This is a genomic window from Embleya sp. NPDC059237 (genome assembly GCF_042754105.1).
GTDB lineage: Bacteria > Actinomycetota > Actinomycetes > Streptomycetales > Streptomycetaceae > Embleya.
This window is the reverse complement of record NZ_JBHZAE010000008.1, coordinates 58,473-82,105: the sequence shown is the minus strand read 5'-3', so window position 1 is coordinate 82,105 and position 23,633 is coordinate 58,473. Positions and strand designations below refer to the sequence as shown.

The 23,633-nt window shown below is 72.6% G+C and carries 19 protein-coding genes and 1 tRNA gene; 10 read left to right on the top strand and 10 right to left on the bottom strand.

Annotated elements, in window-relative coordinates:
- Positions 1 to 21: 21 nt before the first annotated feature.
- A complete protein-coding gene (locus tag ACFXKZ_RS25130) occupies positions 22 to 795 on the bottom strand; it encodes a hypothetical protein (protein ID WP_380003237.1) in 774 nt (257 codons plus the stop codon).
- Positions 796 to 1,050: 255 nt separating this feature from the next.
- On the opposite strand from ACFXKZ_RS25130, the gene ACFXKZ_RS25125 reads away from it, so the two are divergent.
- From ACFXKZ_RS25125 to ACFXKZ_RS25110, 4 genes are all read left to right on the top strand, one after another.
- Positions 1,051 to 1,485: an ATP-binding protein gene (locus ACFXKZ_RS25125; RefSeq protein ID WP_380003236.1), complete on the top strand. Its 435-nt coding sequence runs from the start codon at positions 1,051 to 1,053 to the stop codon at positions 1,483 to 1,485.
- 70 nt (positions 1,486 to 1,555) lie between these two features.
- Positions 1,556 to 2,341, top strand: coding sequence for a nickel pincer cofactor biosynthesis protein LarB (larB, locus tag ACFXKZ_RS25120; protein ID WP_380003235.1), 786 nt, complete (start codon positions 1,556 to 1,558; stop codon positions 2,339 to 2,341).
- A 129-nt stretch (positions 2,342 to 2,470) separates the two neighbouring features.
- Positions 2,471 to 3,700, top strand: a complete 1,230-nt coding sequence (larC, locus tag ACFXKZ_RS25115; RefSeq protein ID WP_380003234.1) for a nickel pincer cofactor biosynthesis protein LarC — start codon at positions 2,471 to 2,473, stop codon at positions 3,698 to 3,700.
- An 80-nt stretch (positions 3,701 to 3,780) separates the two neighbouring features.
- Entirely contained in the window at positions 3,781 to 5,931 is a 2,151-nt protein-coding gene (locus ACFXKZ_RS25110) for a hypothetical protein (protein ID WP_380003233.1), read from the top strand.
- Here the strand turns inward: ACFXKZ_RS25110 and ACFXKZ_RS25105 are convergent.
- Together ACFXKZ_RS25105 and ACFXKZ_RS25100 are read right to left on the bottom strand one after the other, a co-directional pair.
- Entirely contained in the window at positions 5,864 to 7,339 is a 1,476-nt protein-coding gene (locus ACFXKZ_RS25105) for a hypothetical protein (RefSeq protein WP_380003232.1), read from the bottom strand. The genes ACFXKZ_RS25110 and ACFXKZ_RS25105 overlap by 68 nt on opposite strands.
- A 49-nt stretch (positions 7,340 to 7,388) precedes the next feature.
- The gene (locus ACFXKZ_RS25100) at positions 7,389 to 8,150 is read right to left on the bottom strand and encodes a glycosyltransferase family 2 protein (RefSeq protein WP_380003231.1); all 762 of its coding nucleotides are present in this window, start codon (positions 8,148 to 8,150) and stop codon (positions 7,389 to 7,391) included.
- A gap of 415 nt (positions 8,151 to 8,565) precedes the next feature.
- Here ACFXKZ_RS25100 and ACFXKZ_RS25095 point away from each other — a divergent pair, with 415 nt between their 5' ends.
- Positions 8,566 to 9,312, top strand: coding sequence for a bifunctional DNA primase/polymerase (locus ACFXKZ_RS25095; protein WP_380003230.1), 747 nt, complete (start codon positions 8,566 to 8,568; stop codon positions 9,310 to 9,312).
- Positions 9,313 to 9,544: 232 nt separating this feature from the next.
- Positions 9,545 to 10,168 (top strand): hypothetical protein, encoded by a 624-nt coding sequence (locus tag ACFXKZ_RS25090; protein ID WP_380003229.1) that lies wholly within the window; start codon positions 9,545 to 9,547, stop codon positions 10,166 to 10,168.
- Positions 10,169 to 10,514: 346 nt separating this feature from the next.
- Here ACFXKZ_RS25090 and ACFXKZ_RS25085 read toward each other — a convergent pair whose 3' ends face one another.
- A complete protein-coding gene (locus ACFXKZ_RS25085) occupies positions 10,515 to 12,755 on the bottom strand; it encodes an MMPL family transporter (RefSeq protein WP_380003228.1) in 2,241 nt (746 codons plus the stop codon).
- A gap of 159 nt (positions 12,756 to 12,914) precedes the next feature.
- On the opposite strand from ACFXKZ_RS25085, the gene ACFXKZ_RS25080 reads away from it, so the two are divergent.
- Positions 12,915 to 13,658, top strand: coding sequence for a response regulator transcription factor (locus ACFXKZ_RS25080; RefSeq protein WP_380003227.1), 744 nt, complete (start codon positions 12,915 to 12,917; stop codon positions 13,656 to 13,658).
- Entirely contained in the window at positions 13,655 to 15,364 is a 1,710-nt protein-coding gene (locus ACFXKZ_RS25075) for a sensor histidine kinase (RefSeq protein ID WP_380003226.1), read from the top strand. The genes ACFXKZ_RS25080 and ACFXKZ_RS25075 overlap by 4 nt, the downstream gene beginning before the upstream one ends.
- A 92-nt stretch (positions 15,365 to 15,456) precedes the next feature.
- Here ACFXKZ_RS25075 and ACFXKZ_RS25070 read toward each other — a convergent pair whose 3' ends face one another.
- From ACFXKZ_RS25070 to ACFXKZ_RS25060, 3 genes are all read right to left on the bottom strand, one after another.
- On the bottom strand, positions 15,457 to 16,428 hold the full coding sequence (locus tag ACFXKZ_RS25070; RefSeq protein ID WP_380003225.1) for a DUF5926 family protein: 972 nt from the start codon (positions 16,426 to 16,428) through the stop codon (positions 15,457 to 15,459).
- 153 nt (positions 16,429 to 16,581) lie between these two features.
- On the bottom strand, positions 16,582 to 17,055 hold the full coding sequence (locus ACFXKZ_RS25065) for an ATP-binding protein (RefSeq protein WP_078976390.1): 474 nt from the start codon (positions 17,053 to 17,055) through the stop codon (positions 16,582 to 16,584).
- A gap of 201 nt (positions 17,056 to 17,256) precedes the next feature.
- Positions 17,257 to 18,096: a glycerophosphodiester phosphodiesterase gene (locus tag ACFXKZ_RS25060; protein WP_380003224.1), complete on the bottom strand. Its 840-nt coding sequence runs from the start codon at positions 18,094 to 18,096 to the stop codon at positions 17,257 to 17,259.
- Positions 18,097 to 18,390: 294 nt separating this feature from the next.
- Here ACFXKZ_RS25060 and ACFXKZ_RS25055 point away from each other — a divergent pair, with 294 nt between their 5' ends.
- Positions 18,391 to 19,914, top strand: coding sequence for a S1C family serine protease (locus tag ACFXKZ_RS25055; RefSeq protein ID WP_380003223.1), 1,524 nt, complete (start codon positions 18,391 to 18,393; stop codon positions 19,912 to 19,914).
- Positions 19,915 to 20,013: 99 nt separating this feature from the next.
- Positions 20,014 to 20,102 (top strand) — tRNA-Ser (locus ACFXKZ_RS25050).
- Positions 20,103 to 20,153: 51 nt separating this feature from the next.
- Here ACFXKZ_RS25050 and ACFXKZ_RS25045 read toward each other — a convergent pair.
- The 3 genes from ACFXKZ_RS25045 to ACFXKZ_RS25035 all read right to left on the bottom strand — a co-directional run bounded on the left by ACFXKZ_RS25045 (position 20,154) and on the right by ACFXKZ_RS25035 (position 23,410).
- Positions 20,154 to 20,300, bottom strand: coding sequence for a hypothetical protein (locus ACFXKZ_RS25045; RefSeq protein WP_380003222.1), 147 nt, complete (start codon positions 20,298 to 20,300; stop codon positions 20,154 to 20,156).
- Between the two features lie 224 nt (positions 20,301 to 20,524).
- A complete protein-coding gene (locus ACFXKZ_RS25040) occupies positions 20,525 to 21,193 on the bottom strand; it encodes a hypothetical protein (protein ID WP_380003221.1) in 669 nt (222 codons plus the stop codon).
- Positions 21,194 to 21,400: 207 nt separating this feature from the next.
- Positions 21,401 to 23,410 (bottom strand): protein kinase, encoded by a 2,010-nt coding sequence (locus ACFXKZ_RS25035; protein ID WP_380003220.1) that lies wholly within the window; start codon positions 23,408 to 23,410, stop codon positions 21,401 to 21,403.
- Between the last annotated feature and the right edge of the window lie 223 nt (positions 23,411 to 23,633).

The window sequence follows — 23,633 nt, the reverse complement described above, 5'->3', positions numbered from 1 at the left end:
TCCGGCACCCGGTGGGCGGGATCAGCAGGCGAGCGCGTACTCCACCGGCGGCCCGCGCCGGGTCACCGCGTGCCGGAGCAGAATCTGATTCGTGGCCGGGTCCGCCGCCGCACCGGTGCGCCGGGCCAGGCCCGGGGTCGCGGCGACCGGGACGACCGGGCCGAACAGCACCGCGAGCACCACCCGCAGCGGCGCCGACGCCAGCGTGATCAGGGCGAACAGCGCCGCCTCGCCGCGCCGCAACCACCAGCCCGTGAGCAGCGCCGCGACCAGGTGCGCGCACAACATGCCGGTGCCGCCGTCGAGCAACATCGGCCCGGAGCCGGACATGTGGTGGTGTCCGCCGGCCGGTTCGCTCGCGAGCAGCGTCGGATCCACCCGGGTGCTGCGCACGATCGCCTCGGGCGTCCAGCCGGCCGGCAGCAGGACGTGCCCGGCCGAGTCCCGGGGCCCGCACAGGAGCCGGTCGAGCAGACCGCTCGACGTCGAGCCGCCCGCGCCGACCGTGCCGGCGGCCCGGGCGGCGGCCGCATAGGTGAAGAGGGTGTGCAGCGCGAGTTGGCCGACCGCGAGCAGCGCGGTGATCGAGCCGAACGAGCGTTGTCGGCCCGCGCCGGCGAAGGCCGACACGAACACCACGCCGAAGCCGGCGACCGGCGCCCACAGCGGCAGCGGCGCGGTCGACATCCACGCGTGACCGCATGCCGCGAGCGCGGCGCAGACCGCCGAGAACACGGCGGCGCGCACGGCGCGGAAAGGTACGGACACGGCCTGCATGACGCCCCATCGTCTCATCGCGCGACGCGCCTTCGACCCCGGGGCCGAAAACTTTCCGTCCGCCCCGACGGGCGGCCGAGCCCGACCCCGACGGCCCGCGAGGTCCGCGCGATGCGGCCGAACGAATCGTCTTTACAGCGTATTGACGACCGATCGCGTGAGGTGCGCATACCGGGACCGACCGGCGGCAATAAAACCAGGTGTGCCTGCCCGTCGATGCGGTGGGCCGGATTCGGCCGCAGTTCCGGAGATGTCGAAAGGCCGCTCATGGACATGAGGTGGACTGTCCACCTGCCACGGGATACGGCGAGCGTGCCGATGGCGCGCAGACTTCTTGTCGGCGCGATGGAGACGGCGGGGGTGGATCGCGAGATCGCGATGGAGATCGGCCTCGCCCTGTCCGAGGCCTGCGCGAATGTCGTGGAGCACGCCCGGGGCGGACCGTATTCGGAATACCAGATCCGGGCCGGGATCACCGGTGACTGCTGTCGGGTCGAGATCATCGACGGCGGCCCGGGGTTCCCCGTGGAGCGCCTGCGCGGCCTGCCGGCGATGGCCGGTCCGGGCGCGGAGAACGGTCGTGGCCTGATGCTGATCCGGGCGATGACCGATCACGTGCAACTGAGCAACCATCCCCGGCGCGGTGCGGTGTTGCGCTTCGAGAAGACGCTGCGTTGGCGCAAGGACGCGCTGGTCCCGGTCTCCTGACCGGCCGCCGGCGCGGCTGCAACGGGTGGGCGTGGCAGGGCTGTTCGGGTCCAGGGCTACGATCGGGGCAGTGAACCGGGCCGAGGTGAGGGAACTGCTCGACCGCGTGGCCGCCGGGGAGGCGGGCGTGGACGAGGCGCTCGACGACCTCGTACGGGCGCCGACGGCGGGTTTCGCCGATCTCGGCTTCGCCCGGGTGGACACCCACCGGGAACTGCGCACCGGAGACCCCGAGGTGGTCTTCGCGGCCGGGAAGACCCCGGAGCAGACCGTCGCGTTGTTCCACCGGCTGCGTGCGGCAAGCCGGCGTCCGGCGTTCGCGACGCGCGCGTCGGCCGCCGTGGTCGACGCGGTGTACGCGGCGTTTCCCGGCGAGGCGTACACCGACGACAGCGGCACGTGTGTCGCGGTGGGCGAGCCGCCCGCCACGCGCGGCCTGGTCCGGGTCGTCTCGGCGGGCACCTCCGATGTGGCGGTCGCCGGCGAGGCCGCGTTCACCGCGCGGCTGTTCGGCGCCGAGGTGGAGCGGATCGAGGACGTGGGCGTGGCCGGCATCCACCGGCTGCTCGCGGTACACGCCGAACTCGACGCCGCGGACTGCCTGGTGGTGGTCGCGGGCATGGAGGGCGCGCTGCCGAGCGTGGTGGCGGGCCTGGTTTCGGTACCGGTGCTCGCGGTGCCCACCAGCGTGGGCTACGGCGCCTCCTTCGGCGGACTGGCCGCGCTGCTCGCGATGCTCAACTCGTGCGCGCCCGGGGTCGCGGTGTGCAATATCGACAACGGATTCGGCGCGGGCGTGTTCGCCGCCCGGGTCGCGCGCGCCGCCGGTCCGAAACGAGGCGGCGCGACGCCGTAGGCGGTATCCGAATATTCGGCGGGATTACGAATTTCGGGCGCGCCGCCAACCACGCGGCAAAATGCACCGTCAAGGGCAAGAAACCGGTCGCTTTCGGTCGCTTCACCGTTTTTCCGGCAGGACCTCCCGATGGCTGCGAAAGTGGCGGCGACGGGAGGTATCCGCTTGGCCATCGCATGGTTTCAGTGCCAGGCCGGTGCGAGCGGCGACATGCTGCTCGGGGCCCTGATCGACGCCGGCGCCCCGCTGGAGGCCGTCCAGCAAGCCGTCGACGCGGTGGGCGTCGAACCGATCCTGATCACCGCCGAGCGCACCGATCGACACGGGATCGCGGCCACCCGCGCCCGGGTCAAGACCGTGCACACCCACGTGCACCGCACCTGGCACGACGTGCGGGTGCTGCTCGACCGTGCCGATCTGCCGGAGCCCGTGCACGAGCGCGCGCACGACGTGTTCGACCGGCTCGCGCGCGCCGAGGCCCGGGCGCACCGGTGCCTGCCGGAGGAGGTGCACTTCCACGAGGTCGGCGCGCTCGACGCGATCGCCGACGTGGTCGGTACGTGCACTGCGCTCCACGCGCTCGGGATCGAGGAGGCGGTCGGCTCGCCGGTCGCGCTCGGCAGCGGCAGCGTGCGGGCGGCGCACGGGGTGCTTCCGGTCCCGGTGCCGGCGGTCCTGGAGTTGATGCGGATGGCCGCAGCCCCGGTCTACGCGGGCCCGGCGCCGTACGAGATGTGCACGCCCACCGGGGCGGCCCTGATCACCTCGGTCTGCCGGTCCTGGGGGCCGCTGCCGGCGCTGCGGATCACCGCCGACGGGACCGGTGCGGGCAGTCGGCGGGTCGAGGAGGTGCCGAACATCCTGCGGGTCGTGCTCGGCGAGCGCTACGCGGTCGAGCGGGAGCGGCCGGCCGGCGAGGATGTGCTGATCGAGACGAACGTGGACGACCTCGACCCGCGCCTGTGGCCGGCGGTGCTGAGCAAACTGCTCGCGATCGGTGCCGGCGACGCGTGGCTGGTGCCGATCCTGATGAAGAAGGGCCGGCCCGCGCACACCCTGTGTGTCCTGGTCCCGGCGGATCGGGTGGACGCGGCGCTGCACACGGTGTTCGTGGAGACCTCGACGATAGGCGCGCGGATCGTGCCGGTGGCGAAGCGGGCCCTGGACCGCGAGTTCGGCACGGTCCGGGTGGAGGGCCTGCCGGTGCGGGTCAAGACCGCGATGTTCGAGGGCCGGGTGGTCAATGCCCAGCCGGAATACGAGGACGTGGCCGCAGCGGCGGCCACGCTCGGCCGCCCGGTCAAGGTGGTGATGGGCGCGGCGACCGCGGCGGCGTACACGGCCGGTCTGCTGCCCTGAGCGTGGCGGCGGACGGCGACGCATAGCCTGGGGCGACCATTCATCCCCGTGTAGGCCGCGTACGTCGAGGAGCAGCACCCGTGATCGCTCGTCCCCTCCGGTTGCTGCCAGGCCCTGTCCGGTGGGGCCTCGCCGCGCTCACGGCGCTGATCGCGCTCGTGGCGCTGCCATCGCAGGCCGGTGCCGCGCCGGCCCGCGCGGCCGGCGCCGACCACGTCGTCCTGCTCGGGATCCCGGGGCTGAGCTGGGCCGACATCGACGGCCGGGGCACCCCGGCGCTGGCCGCGCTGGCCGGTCGTTCGACCTCGGCCGCGATGTCGGTACGAACCGTGCATCCGCGCGCGTGTCCCGTCGACGGGTGGCTCACCACCGGCGCGGGGGCACGCTCGACGGACAACCGCACCAGCGCGAAGAGCGCCGAGCCGTGTGCCGAGCCGCTGCCGCCGACGCTCGCCCCGGACGGGTCGGCGACCGTGCCGAACATGCGCGCGATCGTCAAGCGCAACGACTCGTTCGGCTACAACCCCCGGTTCGGGCAACTCGCCGCCTCGGTCGCCGAGCACGGCGGGGCGGTCACCGCGGTCGGCCCCGGCGCGGCCTACGCGAGCGCGGACAAGGCCGGTCGCGTCCGCGCCGACTACCGGCCCGACCCGGCCGCGGTGGACACCGCCCTGATCGAGCGCTCCGCGCTGACCCTGGTCGACCTCGGCGGCCTGACCGGCCCCGGGATCGCGCGCGCCGACCGGCTGCGCGCGGTGGACGCGCAGGTGGGCCGGATCGCCGCCCTGCTGCCGCCGCGCACCCAACTCGTGGTGGCCGGCCTCGCCGACGACACCGGCACCCCGCACCTGCGCGCACTGCTCGTGTCGGGCCCAGGCACCTCGGCCGGTCATGCCTTCGACTCCGGCTACCTGACCGCGACCTCGACCCGCGACGACGGCATGGTCCAGCTCACCGACCTGGCCCCGAGCCTGCTCGCGCCGCTGGGCATCGACGCGCCGAGCGAGTTGGTCGGCGCGGTGTACACGCGCGTCTCCGGACCCTCCGGGCAAAGCGCGATCGACGAGTTGGGGCTGTTCGACGTGGGCGCGCAGGCGTCGCGCACGGTGCGCGAGGTCTGGTACTTCTTCACCTGGATCACCCTGCTGCCGCTCGTCTGCGCGGCCGTGGCGCTGTGGCTCGCCGTGCGGTTCGGCCGCCGAGGGCGCACCCGGGCGCGCGCCGCGGTGATACGCGCCGCGACCGGGATCGGGGTGTTCTTCGGCGCCATCCCCGGGGGGTCCTTCCTGGTCGGTCTGGTGCCGTGGGAGAAGAGCGGCGACCCGGCGTGGGCGCTGCTCGGGCTCACCGTGGCGTTCGCCGCCGCGTTGACTGCCGGCGCGCTGCTCGGGCCGTGGCGCCGGCATCCGTACGGCCCGGCCGGCGCGGTCGCCGCGGCCACCGCGGTGATCCTGGCGGGCGACGTGATGCTCGGCTCACCGCTCCAGATGAACACCCTGTTCGGGCTGTCCCCGCTGGTCGCGGGCCGGTTCTACGGCTTCGGCAACGTCGCCTGGACGATCTTCGCGATGGCCGTCGTGCTCGCCGTCGCGTGGCCCACGGCACACCTGCTCGCGGCCGGCCGGCGGCGGGCGGCGGTCGTGGTGCTCTCGGTGGTCGGGGCGGTGGCGGTCCTGGCCGACGGATGGCCCGCGTTCGGCAGCGACTTCGGTGGCGTGCTCGCGCTGATCCCCGGCCTGGCGGTGCTCGGCCTGCTGCTCACCGGCACCCGGATCTCCTGGGGCAGGGTCGGCCTGGTCGCGCTCGGCGCGGTCGTGGTGATCGGTGTCATCGCGGTGCTGGACTGGCTGCGCCCGGCGGCGAGCCGCTCGCACCTGGGCCGCTTCGTCCAGGAGGTTATCGACGGCGCCGCCGGCGACACGCTCCACCGCAAGGTGATGGGCAACCTGCACTCGTTCACCACGCCGTTCACGTTGCTGATCCCGGTGGCGTTCGTCCTGCTCGTGCTCGCCGTGCGTGATCCGCTCAAGTGGCGCGCGCCGGCCCTGGCCCGGGCCTTCGCGGCGGTGCCGTGGCTGCGCTCGACGCTGATCGCGTGCTGGGTGACCGCGGTGGTCGGCTACGCGGTGAACGACTCCGGCATCCAGATCCCGGCGGTCGCGCTCACGATCGCGGCACCGCTGGCGATCGCGGTGATCGCGGCAGTGGAGGCCCGCCCGCGCGTCGACTGACCAGCACCACCGCGACCAGGATCGCCGCGCCCGCCCACGGGCCGACGGTGCCGCGCACGGTGCGCTGGAGGGTGTCCACCACGTCCGGCAGCGGGACCACCCGGCCCGGGACGTAGGCGCACACCAGGAGCGTGGTGCGGGCCAGGAGCAGCCCGTCCAGCGCGGACGGGGCCAGCAGCACCAGCGGCGCCCACGCGGCCACGTCGTACCAGGGCAGGCTGTACGGGGTGGTCAGCAGCCAGGCCAGGGACAACAACGCGGCCGCGGCGGCGCTGTCGCGCAGGACGGCGTCCATCGCCGCGGGCCGGGCCCGGGCGGCGGTGCGGGCCAGCAACCACACCACCAGCGCGCCCAGCACCCAGCCGAGCAGCCCGATCAGCGAGCGCGCCGGGTCGTGCCCGAAGGCGGACTCCATCGGCTTGAGCACCAGCCGCAGCGGGACCGCGAGCGAGACCAGCTTCGTGTTCTCCCGCAGCTGGTCGAACGCGCCGAGCCCGACCGGCAGATAGGTCGCCACCCCCACCGCGAGCGCCGAGCCGAGCAGCGCGGCGAGCGCGCGCGGACGCCCGCGCAGGCCCCACGCGAGAGCGAGGACGTACAACCCGAGCGACACCTTCGCCGCGCAGGCGAGGCCGACCAGGACACCCGCGAGCACGGGCGAGCGGCGCACCGCGAGCAGCGCGCCCACCGCGAACACCAGCGCGAACGCGTCCAGATGGCCGGCGCCCACCGCGACGAACAACAGCAGCGGATTGGCCGACCACAGGATCGCCACCCGCGCCCGGGCCACCCGATCGGCGCCGGCCGCCCGCTGGAGCAGCAGCCCGGTCAGCACGAACGTCGCCGCGCCGAGCAGGGTCAGCACCAGCACGATCGTGTGCACCGAGGAGCCGCCGAGCCGGGCGGCGAGCCACTGCTCGGCCGTGGCCACCGGCCCGTACACCGACGGCACGTCCGTCCAGGGTGCCTCGACCGCGCGCCCGACCGGATCCCCGTCGCGCACCAGCGTTGCGGCGGTGTCCCGATACGGGTCGCCGCCGGTGGCCGCGAGTCGGCCGTACGCGGCGTAGACCAGATGGTCGGCCGACCCCATCGGCGGCACGCACACCACCGCGAGCGCGGCCGCCGCTCCGCCGACGGTGAGCCGACCCGGATCCGGCGCCCAGCCGCGCCGGAGCTCGCGCAGCGCCAGACCCAGGCCGAGCGCGCCGAGCAGGGCCGACGCGAGCAGCAGGCCGGTGACCGTACCGGCGGCGGGACGGGCGGTGAACCGATACGGCGGCAACCACGACGGCCCGCCCGGCAGCGGTGGCTGGGCGGCGGAGGGCCCGAGCAGCCCGGTCAGCACGAGCAGGCCGACCGCGAGCGCGCACAGGCCCAGCGCGATACACCCAAACGGGTGTTCCACGTGAAACATCGACGGCCGACGTGCCTGGGTGCGCCGTGCGGTCACCGGTTCAGCCACGCCCGCGGATCGCCCCGGGCAGCGCTCCGGCCGCGCCCCGCGCGGCCAGCGCGCGGGCCACGTGCGCGTACTGCCGGGCCCGATGGCGCTGCGCGGCGAAGTCGGTGCCGGTGACCCGGTGGTGCAACTCGACCTCGACCTCCTCGACCGCGAACCCCTTGCGGACCAGGTCGATCGTCAGCCCCGTCTCCACGCCGAACCCGTCCGCGAGCGGCAGCGCCGCCTCGAACGCCTCGCGGGTCAGACAGCGCTGCCCGGACAGCGGCTGGGTCGCGGCGAACCCGCTGGCCCGGGCGATCCCGTCGCGGGCGGCGCGCACCACGAACCCGTGCCCGCCGCCGGCCCGCGCCTGCGGCGGCAACACCGCGATGGTCATCGCCGCCCCGCCGGCCCGCACCGGCTCGACCAGCGCCGCCGCGGCGGCGGCCGTACCCTCCAGGTCCGCGTCCAAAAACAGCAGGTGACGCGGGCGCTCCCGGCCCTCGCGCAGGTCGATCGCGGCGACCACGGCGGCGCCGGTCTCCATCGCCCCGGCCTTGCCGCGATTGCGGCCGTGTCGGGCGATCACCGCGCCGGCCGCCCGGGCGAGCCCGGCCGTGTCGTCCGCGGACCCGTCGTCCACCACCACCACGAGATCCACGCCCGTGATCGAGCGTGCCGCCTCGACCGTGGCCGTGATCCGCCGTGCCTCGTCGTATGCCGGGATCACCACGGCCGTGTCGCCGGTCGATGTGCCGGTCGTGTGCTCCGCCATGGCGTGATCCTACGAGTCGCTCGCCATTGATCCGGATGACACGGGTTCCACCCGTACTGCCCAACGCCGCGGCGCGGCGGCGTGAAGGTCCGAGGGGATGGGGGTACAACGGAAGGGAGCCACATCGCGGGTATGCTCCAGGAGATCCTGTGATCGCGGTCTCGTGACATCTGCGGAACCTCCGAGGGCCGGCCGTTCGTCGTCCTCGGTGAGGAGTGCTGGAACAGGCGCGGTGTCGATTCGGACGCGGTGCCGGCGCAGGCAGAGACCAACCGACCCAACCGCAGCGCAAACCGCAGCAACGGATGGCACAACGGTCCGCTCGGGAGCCCCCATCTCCCGCCTCGGGGCCGATTCGCGAGGGCAACACCCGTACCGGGCGCCGTAATTCGCCACCCCTGCGCCACCTCGCGCCATGTGCCGCCAAGCGGCCTCGTCATGGTCGGCTGCGGAGTACCTGAGTATCACGCATAGTGCTTCCACGTTCACGGAAAGGAACGAGCGCATGCTGCGCGAGATCCTCGGAAGACGACGGAGGGAACGCACCGCATTGATGTCGGCCGTGCTGACGTGTGCGAGATGGCGCTGGCCCGTGGTTCCCGGCGTCGGATACGACCGCTGGTCGGGCGTGTGTCGATGTGGTGCGACCGATTGCCGTGTGCCGGGCGCCCATCCGGGTGAACCTCCCCTGCTCGCGGCCACCTGTGATGAACGCATGGCGCGTTGGTGGTGGCAGCAGTCACCGGACGCGTCGGTGATCCTGGCGACGGGTGGGCGGGTGGCGGCGTTGAGTGTGCCGTCGGAAGCCGGTGCCCGCTCGCTCGACCAACTCGCCCGGCTCGGTGTGCGTACCGGACCGGTCGTCGCCGCGCCGGGCCGCTACGCGTTCCTGGTCGAGCCCTACGAGTTGGGCGAACTGGGTGACCTGCTGGACCGATACGGGCTCGATCGGTACGGCATGGTGCCCTCGACCCTGCGCTTCCACGGCGACGGCGGCTATCTCGCGCTGCCGCCGTCGCGGGTGCAGGGCGGCCAGTTGCGCTGGGCCCGACCACCGGCGCCGTCGGGTGATCCGACGGCGGGCGGGCCGTGGTTGCCCGCCGTGGCGGACCTGGTCCGCACGCTGGTGGACACCTGCCAACACGCCGAGCCCAGAGCCTGATCCGTACAGTCGACCCGTACAGCCCGATCCGCGGAGCCCGAACCCGGGTGCGAAAAGGGCGCGCCGTCACGCGGTGGAGTGATCGTTGTGGCGTAACCGCAACATGTGGTGATCGCTGCACGTCGTGGCGGCGCGATAGGCTCGGCGCGCCGATCATTCCGGCCCCGTTCCGCACCGAAGTCCCGCTCGTCGGGCCGGATGTGGAAGGGGGCTTCGCGCGCTAGGAGACACCATGCAGCGCCCACGCACCGGTCACGTCCGCACCGTGGCCCTGGGCGCGGTCGTGGGCCTGTGCCTCGTCGTCCCGCTCGCCGCCGCCTCTGCGGACTCGGTGGGCTCGGACAAGGGCCGCCACACCGCCGACTCGGGACCGAGCACCCGCCCGAGCGCGAACAAGGCCGCCGACTTCGGCAACGGTGTCGCCGAGGGCGACCGTTCCGGCTCGGCCGGACTGCTGGAGTTGCTCGGCGGCAAGCCCGCCGCCAAGTCCGGTACACCCGCGGCCACTTCGCCGGCCGCCGGCACGGAGAGCGTGTGCGGCAAGGCGATCGACGGTCCCAAGGGCGTCCGTGCGCAGACCTGTGTCGAGCGCGACGGCTCGGAGGCCTGGGGCCGGGTCTACTACCGAAACCCCACGCCCGACCCGCTGTTGTTGGTGATGAGCGTGCTCCAGCCCGGCGGCACGACGCTGCGGGTGACCTGCACGGTCGAGCCCAAGGACACCGAGGGTCGCTGCGACAGCCCGCGCGTGCGCACCGCCAAGAGCCTCGACGGCTGGTCCGCGGTGGCCGAGTTGGCCTCCAAGGACGGCCTGAACAAGCTGCTCCGTGCGGGGTCGGCGACCGCTCAACGCTGACCCGCGGCACCGCGACACGCCGGTCCGGCGGCACGCCGAATACGACCGGGGCAGTGACCGACGAATGCGGAGAATTCACCGGGGAACGTGGAAAAAATTCCGGTCGGTCGATGCGGAAAGCGCGCGGCGCGAAAGCGGAAAAGGCCCGGAAAATCGAAGGGCCCGGCCGCTGAAGACGGGGGATGCATCAGCGACCGAGCTGCTTCAAAGGTAACAACAAGCCGGCGGATCTCCAATCCGGGGCCCTCCTCGGCCGGTCGTGACCGAGCCCGCACGCCCGATTGCCGGGCGTGCGGGTGATTTTCGGTCCGGCGCCGACACGGGCACGCCGGCCGGATCCGGTCCGCTATCGACCGGCCGGAACCATCTCTTCGCGCGGGTCCTCCTTGGTGCCCGGCGAGTCGCCGACGGGCCGCTCGGGCGGGTCCACCGCCACGTGCGGCAACACCCGGTCGAGCCATCCGGGCAACCACCAGTTGGCGCGGCCGAGGAGATGCATCAGGGCGGGGACGAGCAACATGCGCAGGATGAACGCGTCCAGCGCGACCGCGCCCGCCAAGCCGAGCCCGGCCATCATCGCGCCGCGGTCGCCGCTGAGCACGAACGAGGAGAACACGAAGATCATGATGAGCGCGGCCGAGTTGATCACCCGCCCGGTGCCGGCCTGACCCACGCGTACCGCCCGGGCGTTGTCGCCGGTGTGCAGCCACTCCTCGTGCATCCGGCTGACCAGGAAGACCTGGTAGTCCATCGACAGCCCGAACAGCAGCGGCAGCATGATGACCGGCAGGAAGGAGATGATCGGCCCCTCCTTGCCCAGCCCGAGCAGGTCCATCCCCCAGCCCCACTGGAAGATCGCGACCAGCAGGCCGAACGACGCGCACGCGGCGATCAGGTTCATCAGCGCGCCGGTCAGCGGTACCAGCACGCTGCGGAAGGCGATCAGCATCAGCAGCGCGCCCAGCCCCACGATCAGGGCGATGAACCCCGGCATACGGTCGCCGACCACGGCGGCGAAGTCCTTCTGCAACGCGGTCTCGCCACCGATGTGCACCTTCAGCGTGCTGCCCTCGGCGGCGGTGGGCACGGTGCGGTCGCGCAGGGTGTCGATCAGCTTGTCGGTGGCCTCGGCCTGCGGCGAGGTCGACGGCACGACCTGAATGGCCCGGGTCTCGGCGGCGAGGCCGCCGGCGTCGGCGGGCACCGGCGCCTCGACCACACGCACCACGCCGGGGGTGCGGCGGACGTCGGCGATCAGCGTGTCCAGCGCCTGCCGGTCCTGCGGACCGTGCAGCTCGGCGACCATCAGCAGCGGGCCGTTGAAGCCCGGACCGAAGCCCTCGGCGAGCATGTCGTAGGCCTGTCGCACGGTCTGGGAAGTGGGCTGATTGCCCTGGTCGTTGGCGCCGAGCCGGAGCGACAGGGCCGGGATCGCCAGCAGCCCCATGACCACCAGCGCGACCAGACCCAGGGTGCGGGGGCGACGCTGCACCAGGCGGGCCCAGCGCGCCGCGGTGCGCCCGACCTCCTCGCCCGGCAGGGCGGCGCCGGCCGCGGACCGCGCGGCCAACTGCCGGCGTTCGCGGCGGCTGAGCACACGCGGGCCGAGCAGGCCGAGCAGCGCGGGCAGCAGGGTGGAGGAGGCGAGCACGGTGAGCACCACGACGAGCGTGGTGCTGATCGCGATGCCGTCGAACAGGGTGATGTCGACGGTGAACAGCGCGAGCAGCGCGACGCACACCGTGCCGCCGGCGAACACCACGGCCCGGCCGGAGGTGTCCAGCGCGCGCACCGCCGCCTCCTCGGGCGTGAGCCCCGCCTTGAGGCCGTTGCGATGCCGCGTCACGATGAACAGGGCGTAGTCGATGCCCACGCCGAGCCCGATCAGGCTGCCAAGGAGCGTCGCGGTCTCGGGAATGTCGGTGACGTGGCTGAGCAGGATCACCGACGCGATCCCGGTACCGACCGCGAACACCCCGCTGATCAGCGGGAGCAGCATTGCGAACAGGGATCCGAAGGCGAGGAAGAGGATGACGCCCGCCGCGACCACACCCACCGTCTCGGCGAGTCCGGCCGGCGGTTCCTGAGCGGCCTCGATCGCGGGTCCGCCGAGTTCGACGCGCAGTCCGGGCGCCCGAGCCGCCTCGGCGCGGTCGATCAGGTCCTTGAGATTTCCGGTCTCCAGCTCGAACTGCTGCTTGACGAAGGTGACCTGGGCGAACGCGATCCGGCCGTCCTTGCTGACCTGGCCGGCGCCCTCCGCGTCGTACGGGCCGACCACCCGGCCGACGTCGGGCATCCGCGCGATGTCGGCGAGCAGCGCGGTCATCCGGTCGCGGACCGCGGCGTCGTGCACGCTGCCCCGCTCGGTCTGCCACACCACGTTGTCCACATCGCCGGAGGCGTCGGGGAAGGCCTTCTGCAGGCGCTCGTACGCGGTCGAGGACTCGGTCCCGGGGATCTTGAACACGTTGGAGTACGCGCTGCCCGCGGCTGCGCTCGCCGCGACCGTTCCGAACAGCGCGGCCGCCCACAGCAGCAGCACCGTCCACCGATGTTTGAGACACCATCGCGCCCAGGCGGCCATGCTCGATTCCTTCCTCGTGCGGGCCTCGCGGCCCGGTCGTGCGTCCTGGGCCCAGACTGGTTCGGCGCGATGGGTCGCCCGGCGGGCGCACGGTCGACTCACAGGAAGCTCTCAAGCTGTCCCATGGGGTTCCGCAAACTTCCCCCGGATACTGGGCACATGAGCAGCAGTCAGCCGCGCGCGGGCGCCACGGTCCTGGTCGTCGAGGACGAGCCGAGCATCGCCGACGTCCTGGCGATCACCCTGCGCTTCCACGGGTTCGAGGTGGTCACGGCCGACGGTGTGCACGCGGCGCTGGCCGCGGCCCGGACGGCGCGGCCCGACGTCGTGCTCCTCGACATTTCGCTCCCCGACGGCGACGGACGCCAGGTGTGCCGCGTGTTGCGCGCCGAACGACCGGAGATCGCGGTCGTGTTCCTCACCGCCCGGGACTCGCCCGCCGACGTGGTCAAGGGGCTCACCCTCGGCGGCGACGACTACATCACCAAGCCGTTCAACGTCGACGAGCTGGTCGCCCGCACGCGTGCGGTGCTGCGGCGCACCCGGCCGACGCCGGACGAGAGCACGCCGCCGCCCCCGCCGCCCGTACTGCGGCACGGCGACCTGGAGTTGGACGAGGCGACGTACACCGCACGCCGGGGCGGGCGCGGCGTGGAGCTGACCCCGACCGAGTTCGCGCTGCTGCGCCACCTGATCCGGCACGGCGACCGGATCGTGCCGAAGGAGCAACTGCTGCGCGAGGTGTGGCGGTACGAGCACATGGTGGAGTCGACGGTGGTGGAGACGTACATCTCCTACCTGCGCCGCAAGCTCGACCCGCTCGTGCCGGACGGGCCGCCGCTGATCACCACGCGGCGGGGTGTGGGGTACGGGCTGCGCCGGACGGCGGACCGCGGGGCATGAGCGGCGGGCGCGGGAAAGAGAGCTGCAACGAGATCGTGCCGCCGGGTTCGCGGGGGCGGGGGTTCCTGCGCCGGGCCCGGCAGCGTCCGCACATCGTCGCCATGCGGGCGCACCTGGCGCTGAGCAGCATCGCGGTGCTCGCGATCGGGCTGGCGCTGCTGATCTGGTTCAGCATGATGGGCATTCGGCACTACCTGGAGTCCCGCGTCGACGAGGACCTGACCGCAGGCCGGACCGGCATCGAGCGCACCGGTCTGAACACCGCGCAATTGTCCGTACTCGCCTCGACCGCGAGTCTGCGTGAGGTGCTGATGTCGGCCGGTCTCGACGGCAAGACGTTCGCGCTGGTGGACGAGCGGGGCGTGGCCCTGCCGGTCGGCGACCGCATGCCCGACGCCATGCAGCGGGCCCTGGCGGCGGTGGTCCGGGATCCGGGCGCCCCGGCGTGGCACGACAAACCGCGTGCCATCTCGCTCGCGGGTGAGCACTACCGGGTCGTCTCGGCCCGCCTCGGCGACGGCCACTACATCCTGCTGGCCCGCTCGACCGAGGACGTCGACGGTGTGGTGGACAAGGTGGTCCACTTCGAACTGTTGGCCGGAGGCGCCCTGTTGGTGCTGCTGGGCGCGTTCATGTACTTCGGTGCCCGGTGGCGGCTGCGACCCCTGGAGGACATGGTCGAAACCGCGTCGGGCATCGCCGAGGGTGGCCCGGACCGGCCCGACCTTTCCGCGCGTGTGGGTACGCGCAAACGTTCGTTCAGCGAGGTCGAGCAGCTGCGGACCGCGTTGAACGCGATGTTGCAGCAGGTCGAGTCGGCGTTCGAGATCCGCGAGCACGCGGCGTCGCACCTCAAGCGGTTCGTGGCCGACGCGTCCCACGAGCTGCGTACGCCGCTGGCGGCGATTCGCGGCTACCTGCAGCTGTACGAGAAGGGCATGCTGGCGTCGGAGGAGGAGCGCACCCGGGCCCTGGGCCGGATGGCGGCCGAGGCCGAGCGCATGGCCCGGCTGGTGGACGAACTGCTGGCGCTGGCCCGGCTGGACCAGCGTCCGCGGTTGTTGTCGCGGCCGATCGACCTGGTGGGCGTGGTGCGCGACGCGGTCGCCGACCTGAGCGCGCAGCAGCCGGACCGGCCGGTGCACGTGGACACACCCGAGGTGTGTGTGGCGCTTGCCGACGAGACGACGCTGCGCCAGATCGTCGGCAATCTGCTGGCCAACGTGCGCACGCATACGCCGGTGTCCGCGGCCGTGCACGTGTCGGTGTCCGAGGGCGAGGGCGAGGGCAAGGGCGACGGCGGGGAGCGGCGGGTCGTGTTGCGGGTGCGCGACGAGGGGCCGGGGATGCGGCCGCAGGACGCCGAGCGCATCTTCGACCGCTTCTTCCGGGCCGCGCGGGAGCACGGTGCGAACGGTACGGCGGGCGGCGCCGGCGCCGCCACGGGCAGTGGTCTCGGCATGGCCATCGTGTGGGCGGGCGTGGCCGCCAACCGGGGCGAGGTGCGGATCGAGACCGCGCCGGGGGCGGGCCTGACGGTCGTGGTCGAGCTGCCGGGGGCGGTCGTGGAGGCACGGTCGGAGGACGGCGGGGCGTCGTCCGGGACGAAGGCGGAGGCTGCCGCGGTGAAGGGCGAAGGGGCCGGGGGGAAGGGCACGGTCGTGGGTTCGCCGTCGCTGGTGCCCCGAGTCGCGGAATCCGGCTGAGCCCCCAACCGAGTTCGGCGTGGTGGGCGCGGATGTGCCCGAGCACCCGGATCGGGGTCGATCCGGGTGCTCGGGTAGGGGTTTGCCTCGGGTCAGTTCAGGGTGATCTGGCGGTTCAGCAGACCGTTGCGGGCGCTGCGCTGACGCGGCGTCAGCGGGCTGGTGTCGGCCATCGCTGCGGCCAGACGCTCGCCGAACTCGCGGGCCGGCTTCTCCACGTCCTCGGCGGACATCGAGGTCGGCAGGTCCCACACCGGGACGAGCAGCCCGTGCGCGCGGAACGAGCCGACGAAGCGGGTGCCCTCGCCCAGGCTCGACTCGCCGGCCGCGTGCAGCCGGGCGATCGCGTCGAGCAGTTCCTCCTCCGCGTGTGGCATCACCCAGCGCAGGTGGTTCTTCTCGGTGGTGCCGCACCAGTACGCGGCGTCGACCGAGGTCAGCCGTACGGTCGGCATCGCCGCGGCGTTCGCCCGCTCCAGCGACGCGCTCACCTCGGCGTTCATCGCGGTCGGGTCGTCCACCCAGAAATCGAAGCCCTGGTGGACGGTGATCTCCAGCGGGTGGGACAGGTCGAGCAGGTCCTGGAGGCGGTCGCCCGACTCGGGCAGCGGGCCGGGGGCCACCGACGTGCCGTCCTCCTGCGCGAGCGCGCGCTCCAGCGCGTGCGCCAGGTCCCGGGAGACGTCGCCCGAACTGGTGTGCGTCTGCAGGCCGACCAGGATGGTGCCGTCGGCGCGCCGCAGCGCGGGCCAGGCCATCGGCAGCACGGTCGCAAGCGTGACGGTCTGCTCGGCGTGCTCGCCGGTGAGCTTGAGCTGTGCGGTCGCGGCCGGGACCAGCTCGCGCAGCGCGATCCAGTCGCACTCGTTCGGCAGTCCCTGGAAGGGACGCAGGACGAGCGTCTCGGCGGCGGAGGCCGCCTCGCGCCCGTGACACGCCTTGTACCGGCGGCCCGAATTGCACGGGCAGGGTTCGCGACCGCCGACGGCCGGGACGGATCCCGTGGCGGCTGCGGTCTGGGTCTTGTTGCCGGTGTGGCCCTTCAGCGCGGCCTTCTTGCCCATGCTGCGGTCTCTCCGCCTCGGTGTCGGGGGGATGGTGGTCGACGACTCACCGGATCCGAGGGTACTGAGTTCCGCGGGCATGGGGTGACGCTCGAACACGCGGCCGACGGGGGTGGGTGGTCGGGACGGTCGGGGGCGGGCCGGCCGGGCGAGTCAGTCGAGGGGGTCCACCGCGTCCAGGTCGAATTCGTCCCACAGGCGGTCGGCGGCGCTCGACTCGATCGGGACCAGCGCCCACACGGTGACCTCGTCGGGGGTGCCGCGCACGCCCCAGTCGGCGGCGAGGGTGCCGATGATCGACAATCCTCGGCCGCCGTGCGCGCTCAGGGACGGACTGGCCTGGCGCGGGCGGGTCGAGCTGCCGCCGTCGGTGACCTCGATGGCGAGGAGGCCGTCGGGGCGCACCCACCACGCGGCGCGGACGTTGCCGGAGGGCAGCGCGCGAGCGTGCCGCAGCGCGTTGCTCAACAATTCGGAGAGGATCAGCACCGCGTCGTCCACGACGCCCCGGGCGATGCCGCGGTCGTCGAGGTCGGTGGCGAGACGGTGCCGAGCCGCGGACACCCCGACCGGAGCGTGCGGTACCAACACCGCCGCGGAATCGGGCACCCCACGGGCCACGACCATTGCCACCCCCGGCCTCCTTCGTGCACACGCCTGCCTCGCGCACATCTCGCGCGCGTCGGGCTTGAGATGCCCGATGCCGGAGGACGGGAAACGGCGGCGCGCCACGCGCTCCGACTCGCTCAGGGGCGTATAGGGGTATGCGATCCCGCCAAGTCGGATATAACGCCGCGAAAGGCTCCAGCGTACGCCCCCCAATGGGGGCTAACCGGACACTTGGGCCAGGACCTGTCGTGGCCGATTCGTGATGATGGCATCCACGCCGAGTCGCAGGCACAGCTCGACGTCCTCGGGGGTGTCCACGGTCCACACGTGCACCCGGTGCCCGGCCCGGTGCAGGCGGGCGACGTAGCGCGGATGGGCCCGGACGATGTCGATGCTGGGGCCGGCGATCCGCACCTCGCGGGGCAGCGTGCCGTCGCGGTAGAGCAGCGGGACGTGCTCCATCAGGAACACGGTGGGCAGCGAGGGCGCCATCAGCCGCATCCGGCGCAGGGACAGCTGGGAGAAGCTCATCACCCGGATCAGCGACGGGTCCTCGTCGGCCGGCTCGGCCAGGCCGAACCGCTCCAGCAGGTCGACCAGGCGGCGCTCGACCAGGCCCGCGTACCGGGTGGGGTGTTTGGTCTCGATCGCCAGGCGCACCGTGCGCGGTGCGTCGACCACGAGTTCGAGCAGGCGTTCCAGGGTGAGTACGGAGGTGCGGTCCCAGTCGGGTGCCTCCGGCTCGTCCGGGTGCTCGCGGTCGACGCCGGATTCCCGGCCGGATTCCTTCCAGGAGCCGAAGTCGAGCGCGGACAACTCCGCGAGCTCCAGCGTCGAGACGATGCCGCGGCCGTTGGAGGTGCGGTCGACCTTGCGGTCGTGGACGCAGACCAGGTGGCCGTCGGCGGTCAGTCGGATGTCGCATTCGAGTGCGTCGGCGCCGTCCTCGATGGCCTGGAGATAGGCCGCGAGCGTGTGCTCGGGGACGGTGTCGGAGGCGCCTCGGTGGGCGACGACCTGCACGTTGGCGCGCAGTGGGCGCGCTCCGGTGGTGGACACGCCACAATCGTGCCATCCCGAGGTGAGCGTGGGGTGACGCCGGGATGTCGGGCGGTGGCGCGGGTCGCGGATCGGCTTCCCCGGGGCTGAGAATCGCTCTCCGGCACGCCGCGGGCGGTGGAATTTCCGCCGGTTTCCGCGCTGTTTCCGTTCCGGTACGGGCGGTCCGACCTGCGTGGATAACCCCGGGATAAGGGGCGTGGGCGGCCCGGGCCGTCGGCGCTTACGGTGTTCAGACAGCGTGTCGGGAAGTCTGTCACCAACAACTATTCCGAAGTGTGTGGGAGGAAGACCGTGAGTGACGATCGCGACGTGACCGGCGAAGTCGGTTCACCGGTGCCGGGGGAGGCCCACGGATCGTCTCCCGCCACACCGCAGCCGGCTCACCCGGAGGGGCGGTCCGACGTGTCGGCGGAGCCGGAGTTCCGGGCCGAGGTGCCGGCCAAGCCGGTGCAGGCGCCCACCGTGGGGCAGCCGCAGGATGAGGCGGTGCCGCCGACGCCGGTCGGGCCGCCGACCGCGCAACTGCCGCCGACGGGTGAGCCGGGCGCCGAGGTGCCGGCGGCGTTCGCGGCCGGGTCGGGTGCGGGTGGTGCGGGTGCTCCGCCGTTCGGGACGGGCGGTGCCTATCCCGGCTACCCGGGCTACCCGGGCTTCGGCGCGCCGCCCAAGCCGAAGCGCCGCCCCTCGGGGATCCTGGTCGCGGCCGTGGTGGCCGCGCTGCTCGCCGGCGGGGTCGGCGGCGGCGTGGGCGCGTGGATCGTGGATCGCGACGACAAGCCGTCCTCGGCCGGCGTGAGCCCGTCCTCGTCGCCGGTGGACCCGGCTTCGCTGAACCGCTCGCCCACGAGCGTGGCGGGCATCGCCAAGCAGGCGGTCCCCAGCACGGTGACGATCAAGACCAAGGGCAAGGTGTCCGGGCAGGGCACCGAGACCGGCACCGGGGCCGGCTTCGTCTACGACAAGCAGGGCCACATCCTCACCAACAACCACGTGGTGTCGCTGGCCGCCGCCGGGGGCGAGCTGTCGGTGACCTTCTCCGACGGCACCACCAAGCCGGCCAGGATCGTCGGCCGGGCCGAGGGTTACGACCTCGCCGTGATCAAGGTCGACGACATGCCGGCGAGCGTGCAACCACTGCCGCTCGGCGACAACGACAAGGTCGCGGTCGGCGACCCGGTGATCGCGATCGGCGCGCCGTTCACCCTGTCCAACACGGTGACCACGGGCATCGTGAGCGCCAAGGACCGCCCGGTGGCCTCCGGGGACCAGCAGAAGGTCTCCTACATGAACGCGATCCAGACCGACGCGGCGATCAACCCCGGCAACTCCGGCGGCCCGCTGCTGAACGCGGCCGGCGAGGTGATCGGGATCAACTCGGCGATCCGCTCCACCGGTGGCGGCGGCCAGTCCCCGTTCGGCCAGCAGCAGGAGTCCGGCAGCATCGGCCTCGGCTTCGCCATCCCGATCAACCAGGCCCGGTGGGTCGCCGACACCCTGATCCAGGGCAACAAGCCGGTCTACGCGCAGATGGGCATCCTGCCCGACTCGCGCTACACCGGCACCGGCGCGCAGATCGTCGCCCAGAGCCCCAACGGCCAGGACCCGGTCACCGCCAACGGCCCCGCCGCCAAGGCGGGCCTGAAGGCCGGCGACGTGATCACCAGGCTCAACAACCGCGCGATCGGCTCCTACGAGGACCTGTTCAGCGAGATCTGGAGCCACCGCCCGGGCGACAAGGTCAAGGTCACCTACCAGCGCGACGGCAAGGAGGCCACCACCGAGGTCACCCTGGGCCAACGCGTAGGCGACAACTGACCCGCCGCCTCCGAACGTGTCGGCCCGGAATCCCCAGTGATCCCACGCATCGCTCATGAGAGACTGATGCCGCCCGCACCCGACCAGGGTCGCGGCACTGGAGGACTCGCCTAGTGGCCGATGGCGGCAGTCTTGAAAACTGCTAGCAGGGGTGACTCTGCTCGTGGGTTCGAATCCCACGTCCTCCGCTGAACCGCGGTAATGCGGAGATGAGAGACCGCCGGCGCGTGTCTCGGGACCTACGGTGTACCCGAGGTGTGCCCGGCGGTTTTCTCGTTGGCACGCGGGACGAACTGCTCGGCGGCTTGGGCCGGCGCGGCTGCGACCTCCTCGAAGAGGCTCGCGTGGACGTCTGCGGTGAAGGCGTACGTGGAATGGCCGAGCATGACCTGGGCGCTTGCTTCAGACGTTGGCGCCCGAGGGAACCGTCGACCGAGGCATGCGGAACATCCTCGCGCTTTGCATCATCTTCTCCTGGAATCGCATCGGCTTGCCGCCCTCGACGCGAAGCCTCCTCGCCCGCGCCGCCAGGGGGGTGGTCATGCGTTGGTAGCGGCAAGGGGGTTCCTGTCCTGGGGATCAAGAGCGGAAGCCCGCTTGCGCCGGGCGTTTACGCGGCGGTCGCCGCACCGAAGTAGGGGGCGAAGTGGTCGGCCACCTCTGCAGCCACCGCCGTTGCGTCGAGCGTGCCATCTATTTCGATGACGCGGATGCCGAGGCGGCGCGCGTTCTGTACCACGTCCTCGGCGATCAGCCGGTCGCGGGCGACGCGGTTGGCTTGGGCGCGAGCCTGGTTGGTGACAGGGACGTCGAGGGTTCCTGCGCGCGGAAGGGTGCGGAGTTGGTGGCGACGGAAGTCTTCGGTGGGGACGAGGACGACCATTCGTCGGAGTGAGTCGAGCAGCGGCGCGACGAGCTCCGGTCGCAGTCCCCATCCCTCGGCGATCGCCGGTCGGCCCGTGAACAGTGCGCGTAGGTCGTCCAACGCCCACTCGAAGCGGACCGGGAAGTCGGCCAGCGTTTCGGAGGCCATCTTCTCCGGGCTCTGTTCCACCCAGACGTGGTCGGGGGTGGGATTTCCTACGGGCTCGCCCAGGGCGACTCGGCGCGCGATCCGGCGATCCTGGTGGCTGCGGGCGTCGTGGTAGTCGTAGTGATACACCGTCAGGCCATGCCCCTTGGCGATGGCTTGTGCCACCGTGGTCTTGCCGGACCACTGTGCGCCGCCGATCCACAGCGTGCGTTGCAGGCTGCCATGCGGATCCCGGATTTCTGACATGAGCATCCTCCCGTCGGAAAGCGGAGCAGAGCTCCGCCCGGGGACGAGTGTCCGGGTTTGATGGCAAAAATTGCAGCCTTGTTTTCAATGGATGGTTGGCAGAGAGTGGAAGGGAAGGGAAGATCGTTGCCCGCCGCGCACTTGGTCGTGGCCGCTGTTCAGCGTTTCGCGTGCGCGTCGCGGAGCACGACGCCTTGAAGACACGCCTCAGGGGACTCGCCACTGTTGGGAAGGGCTGCCGGGGGTGCAGGTGACCACCGACAGCGGCTTGCCGTTGCCGTTGTTGGTGAGGCAGGTCTGGCCGCCGAAGTCCTTGATGTAGACCGCGCCCGATGTCGGGGCGGTGACCAGGCGCCAGTTGGTGGAGTAGCCGAAGCCGATGGCGAGTTCGGCGCGGTCGACGTTGCCGTACGGCTGGCCGAGGGCCGGGCCGCTCAGGCTGCAGGTGTTGAAGGAGTCCCAGGTCGAGGTCGAGTGCACCCAGCCGTATCGGGTGTGGCCGCCCATGATCACCTCCTTGCCGGCGGTGGGGCCGTCGGCGGCGAGGCCGATTTGGAGGCCGTCGGCGACGCTGGTGATGGCGCCCCAGTTGGCGCCGCCGCAGCCCTGGGGGGCGGATTGGGCCGGGGGCGCGGCGGGGGTGGTGGGCTTGGGCTTGGTGCCGGTGCCCGCGCTGCTGCCTCCGCCGCCGCTTCCGGCTCCGCCTCCCGGGGAGCCGCCCGCGCCGTTGGAGGTGGACGTGTTGGGGGCGCCGCCGGTTTCGGGGAGGGGTGCGCCGTTCGGTGGTCGGCTGCCGGTGGGGTTGCCGCTCGGGGCAGCGGGGGTGGGGTTCGAGGGGGTGGGTGAGCCCGCGACGGGATCGGCGGACGTGCCTGCGGACGTGTGGATTTCGGCCGGGAAGGTTTTTGCGTCGGCTGCGTTGGGGGTTCGGTCCGCCTGGGCCTGCGAGGGTTTGAGGTACAGGACGGTGACGATGACGCCGGCGATCACGCCGAGTACCAGGAGTACGGCGGCCAGGCCATGCCGCTTCCAGGCTCGGGGGGCCGATGACCCGGGCGGTGCGGCGGGTGGGCCGGCCTCGCCGGCGGGCGTCGGGGGCGGTGTCTCGGCGGGGGCGGGGGTGTGGTCGGCGGTACCGGGTGGCGTGGGCGGTACGGACTTCGACGGAGTGGGCGTCTCGTCGGTGGAGGCGGGTGTCGCAGCCGGATCCGGCTGCGCGGCGTCGGGCTCCGAGGTCGGAACCGACGGCTCCTCGGAGGGCGTAGGGGGCGTGCCCGATGGCTTCTCGATCGACACGGGCGGCGAACCCGGTTGTTTTCCGGTGGTTCCGGGCGTGTCGTCGGTGGTGAGTACGGCGGCGGCCGGCGCCGGCGCCGGGGTCGACGTGCTCGCCAGCGCCTCGCGGGCCGCCGTTGCCATGTGGGCCGCGTCGGGGAATCGATCCTCCGGTTCCTTCGCCAGTGCCCTCGCCACGAAGGCGCGGACCGGCTCGGGGAATTCGGCCGGGAGTTCGGGCGCGGGCTCGCGGATGTGCCGGAGTACCACCTCGAATACCGCGTCGCCCGTGAACAGCGGCTCGCCGGTCAGCAGTTCGTAGCAGACCACGCCGATCGCGTACTGGTCGGACGCGGGCACCGCTCCTTGGCCCCGGGCCTGTTCGGGGGCGATGTAGCGGGCCGTGCCGAGCACCGAGTGCGACGCGGTGAGCCTGGTGCCCGCCGTCGTGGAGTGGGCGATGCCGAAGTCGGTGACGGTCACTCGGTCGTCGGCGCCGATCATCAGGTTCGACGGCTTGACGTCGCGGTGCACGATGTCGCGCCGATGGGCCGCGTGCAGCGCGTCCAGGGCCTGGGCGACGATGCCGAGCGCCCGGTCGGCGGGCATGGTCGCGGCGCCGGCGGCGGCCGACACCGCGTCCAGCGGCAGGCCGTCGACGAGTTCCATCACGATGTAGGCGACGCGCGGCTCCGATCCGCTCTCGCCGTAGTCGTGTACGTCGACGATGCCCGGGTGGTCGAGTGCCGCCAAGACCTTGGCCTCACGTCGGAACCGCTCGGCGAACCTGGCGTCCTCGAGCAGCGCGGGCAGCAGGATCTTGACCGCGACCGGCCGTTCCAGCACGCCGTCGTCGGCGCGCCACACCTCGCCCATGGCACCACCGCCCAGCCGCTCGGCCAGCGTGTAGCGGTCGCCCAGCACCGTGCCCCGACCCCACATGCCCCGTTCCCCCGTAGGCTCCAGAGTTTCCGCGCGTCGGCGACGCACGATTCGTCGGGGGCGCTCTCTCCGGGTCCGGAACCCGGAAGTGCCCTCGGCAGGCGATCATTTCATCGCACCGTGACACCGGGGTCGCATGGGACTCCCTCGATCGGCTTCGGGATCATGGATCCGGTTCCGTCGCCGACGGCACGCGGTCGCATCGGGGCCGGGGCAGGCCCGG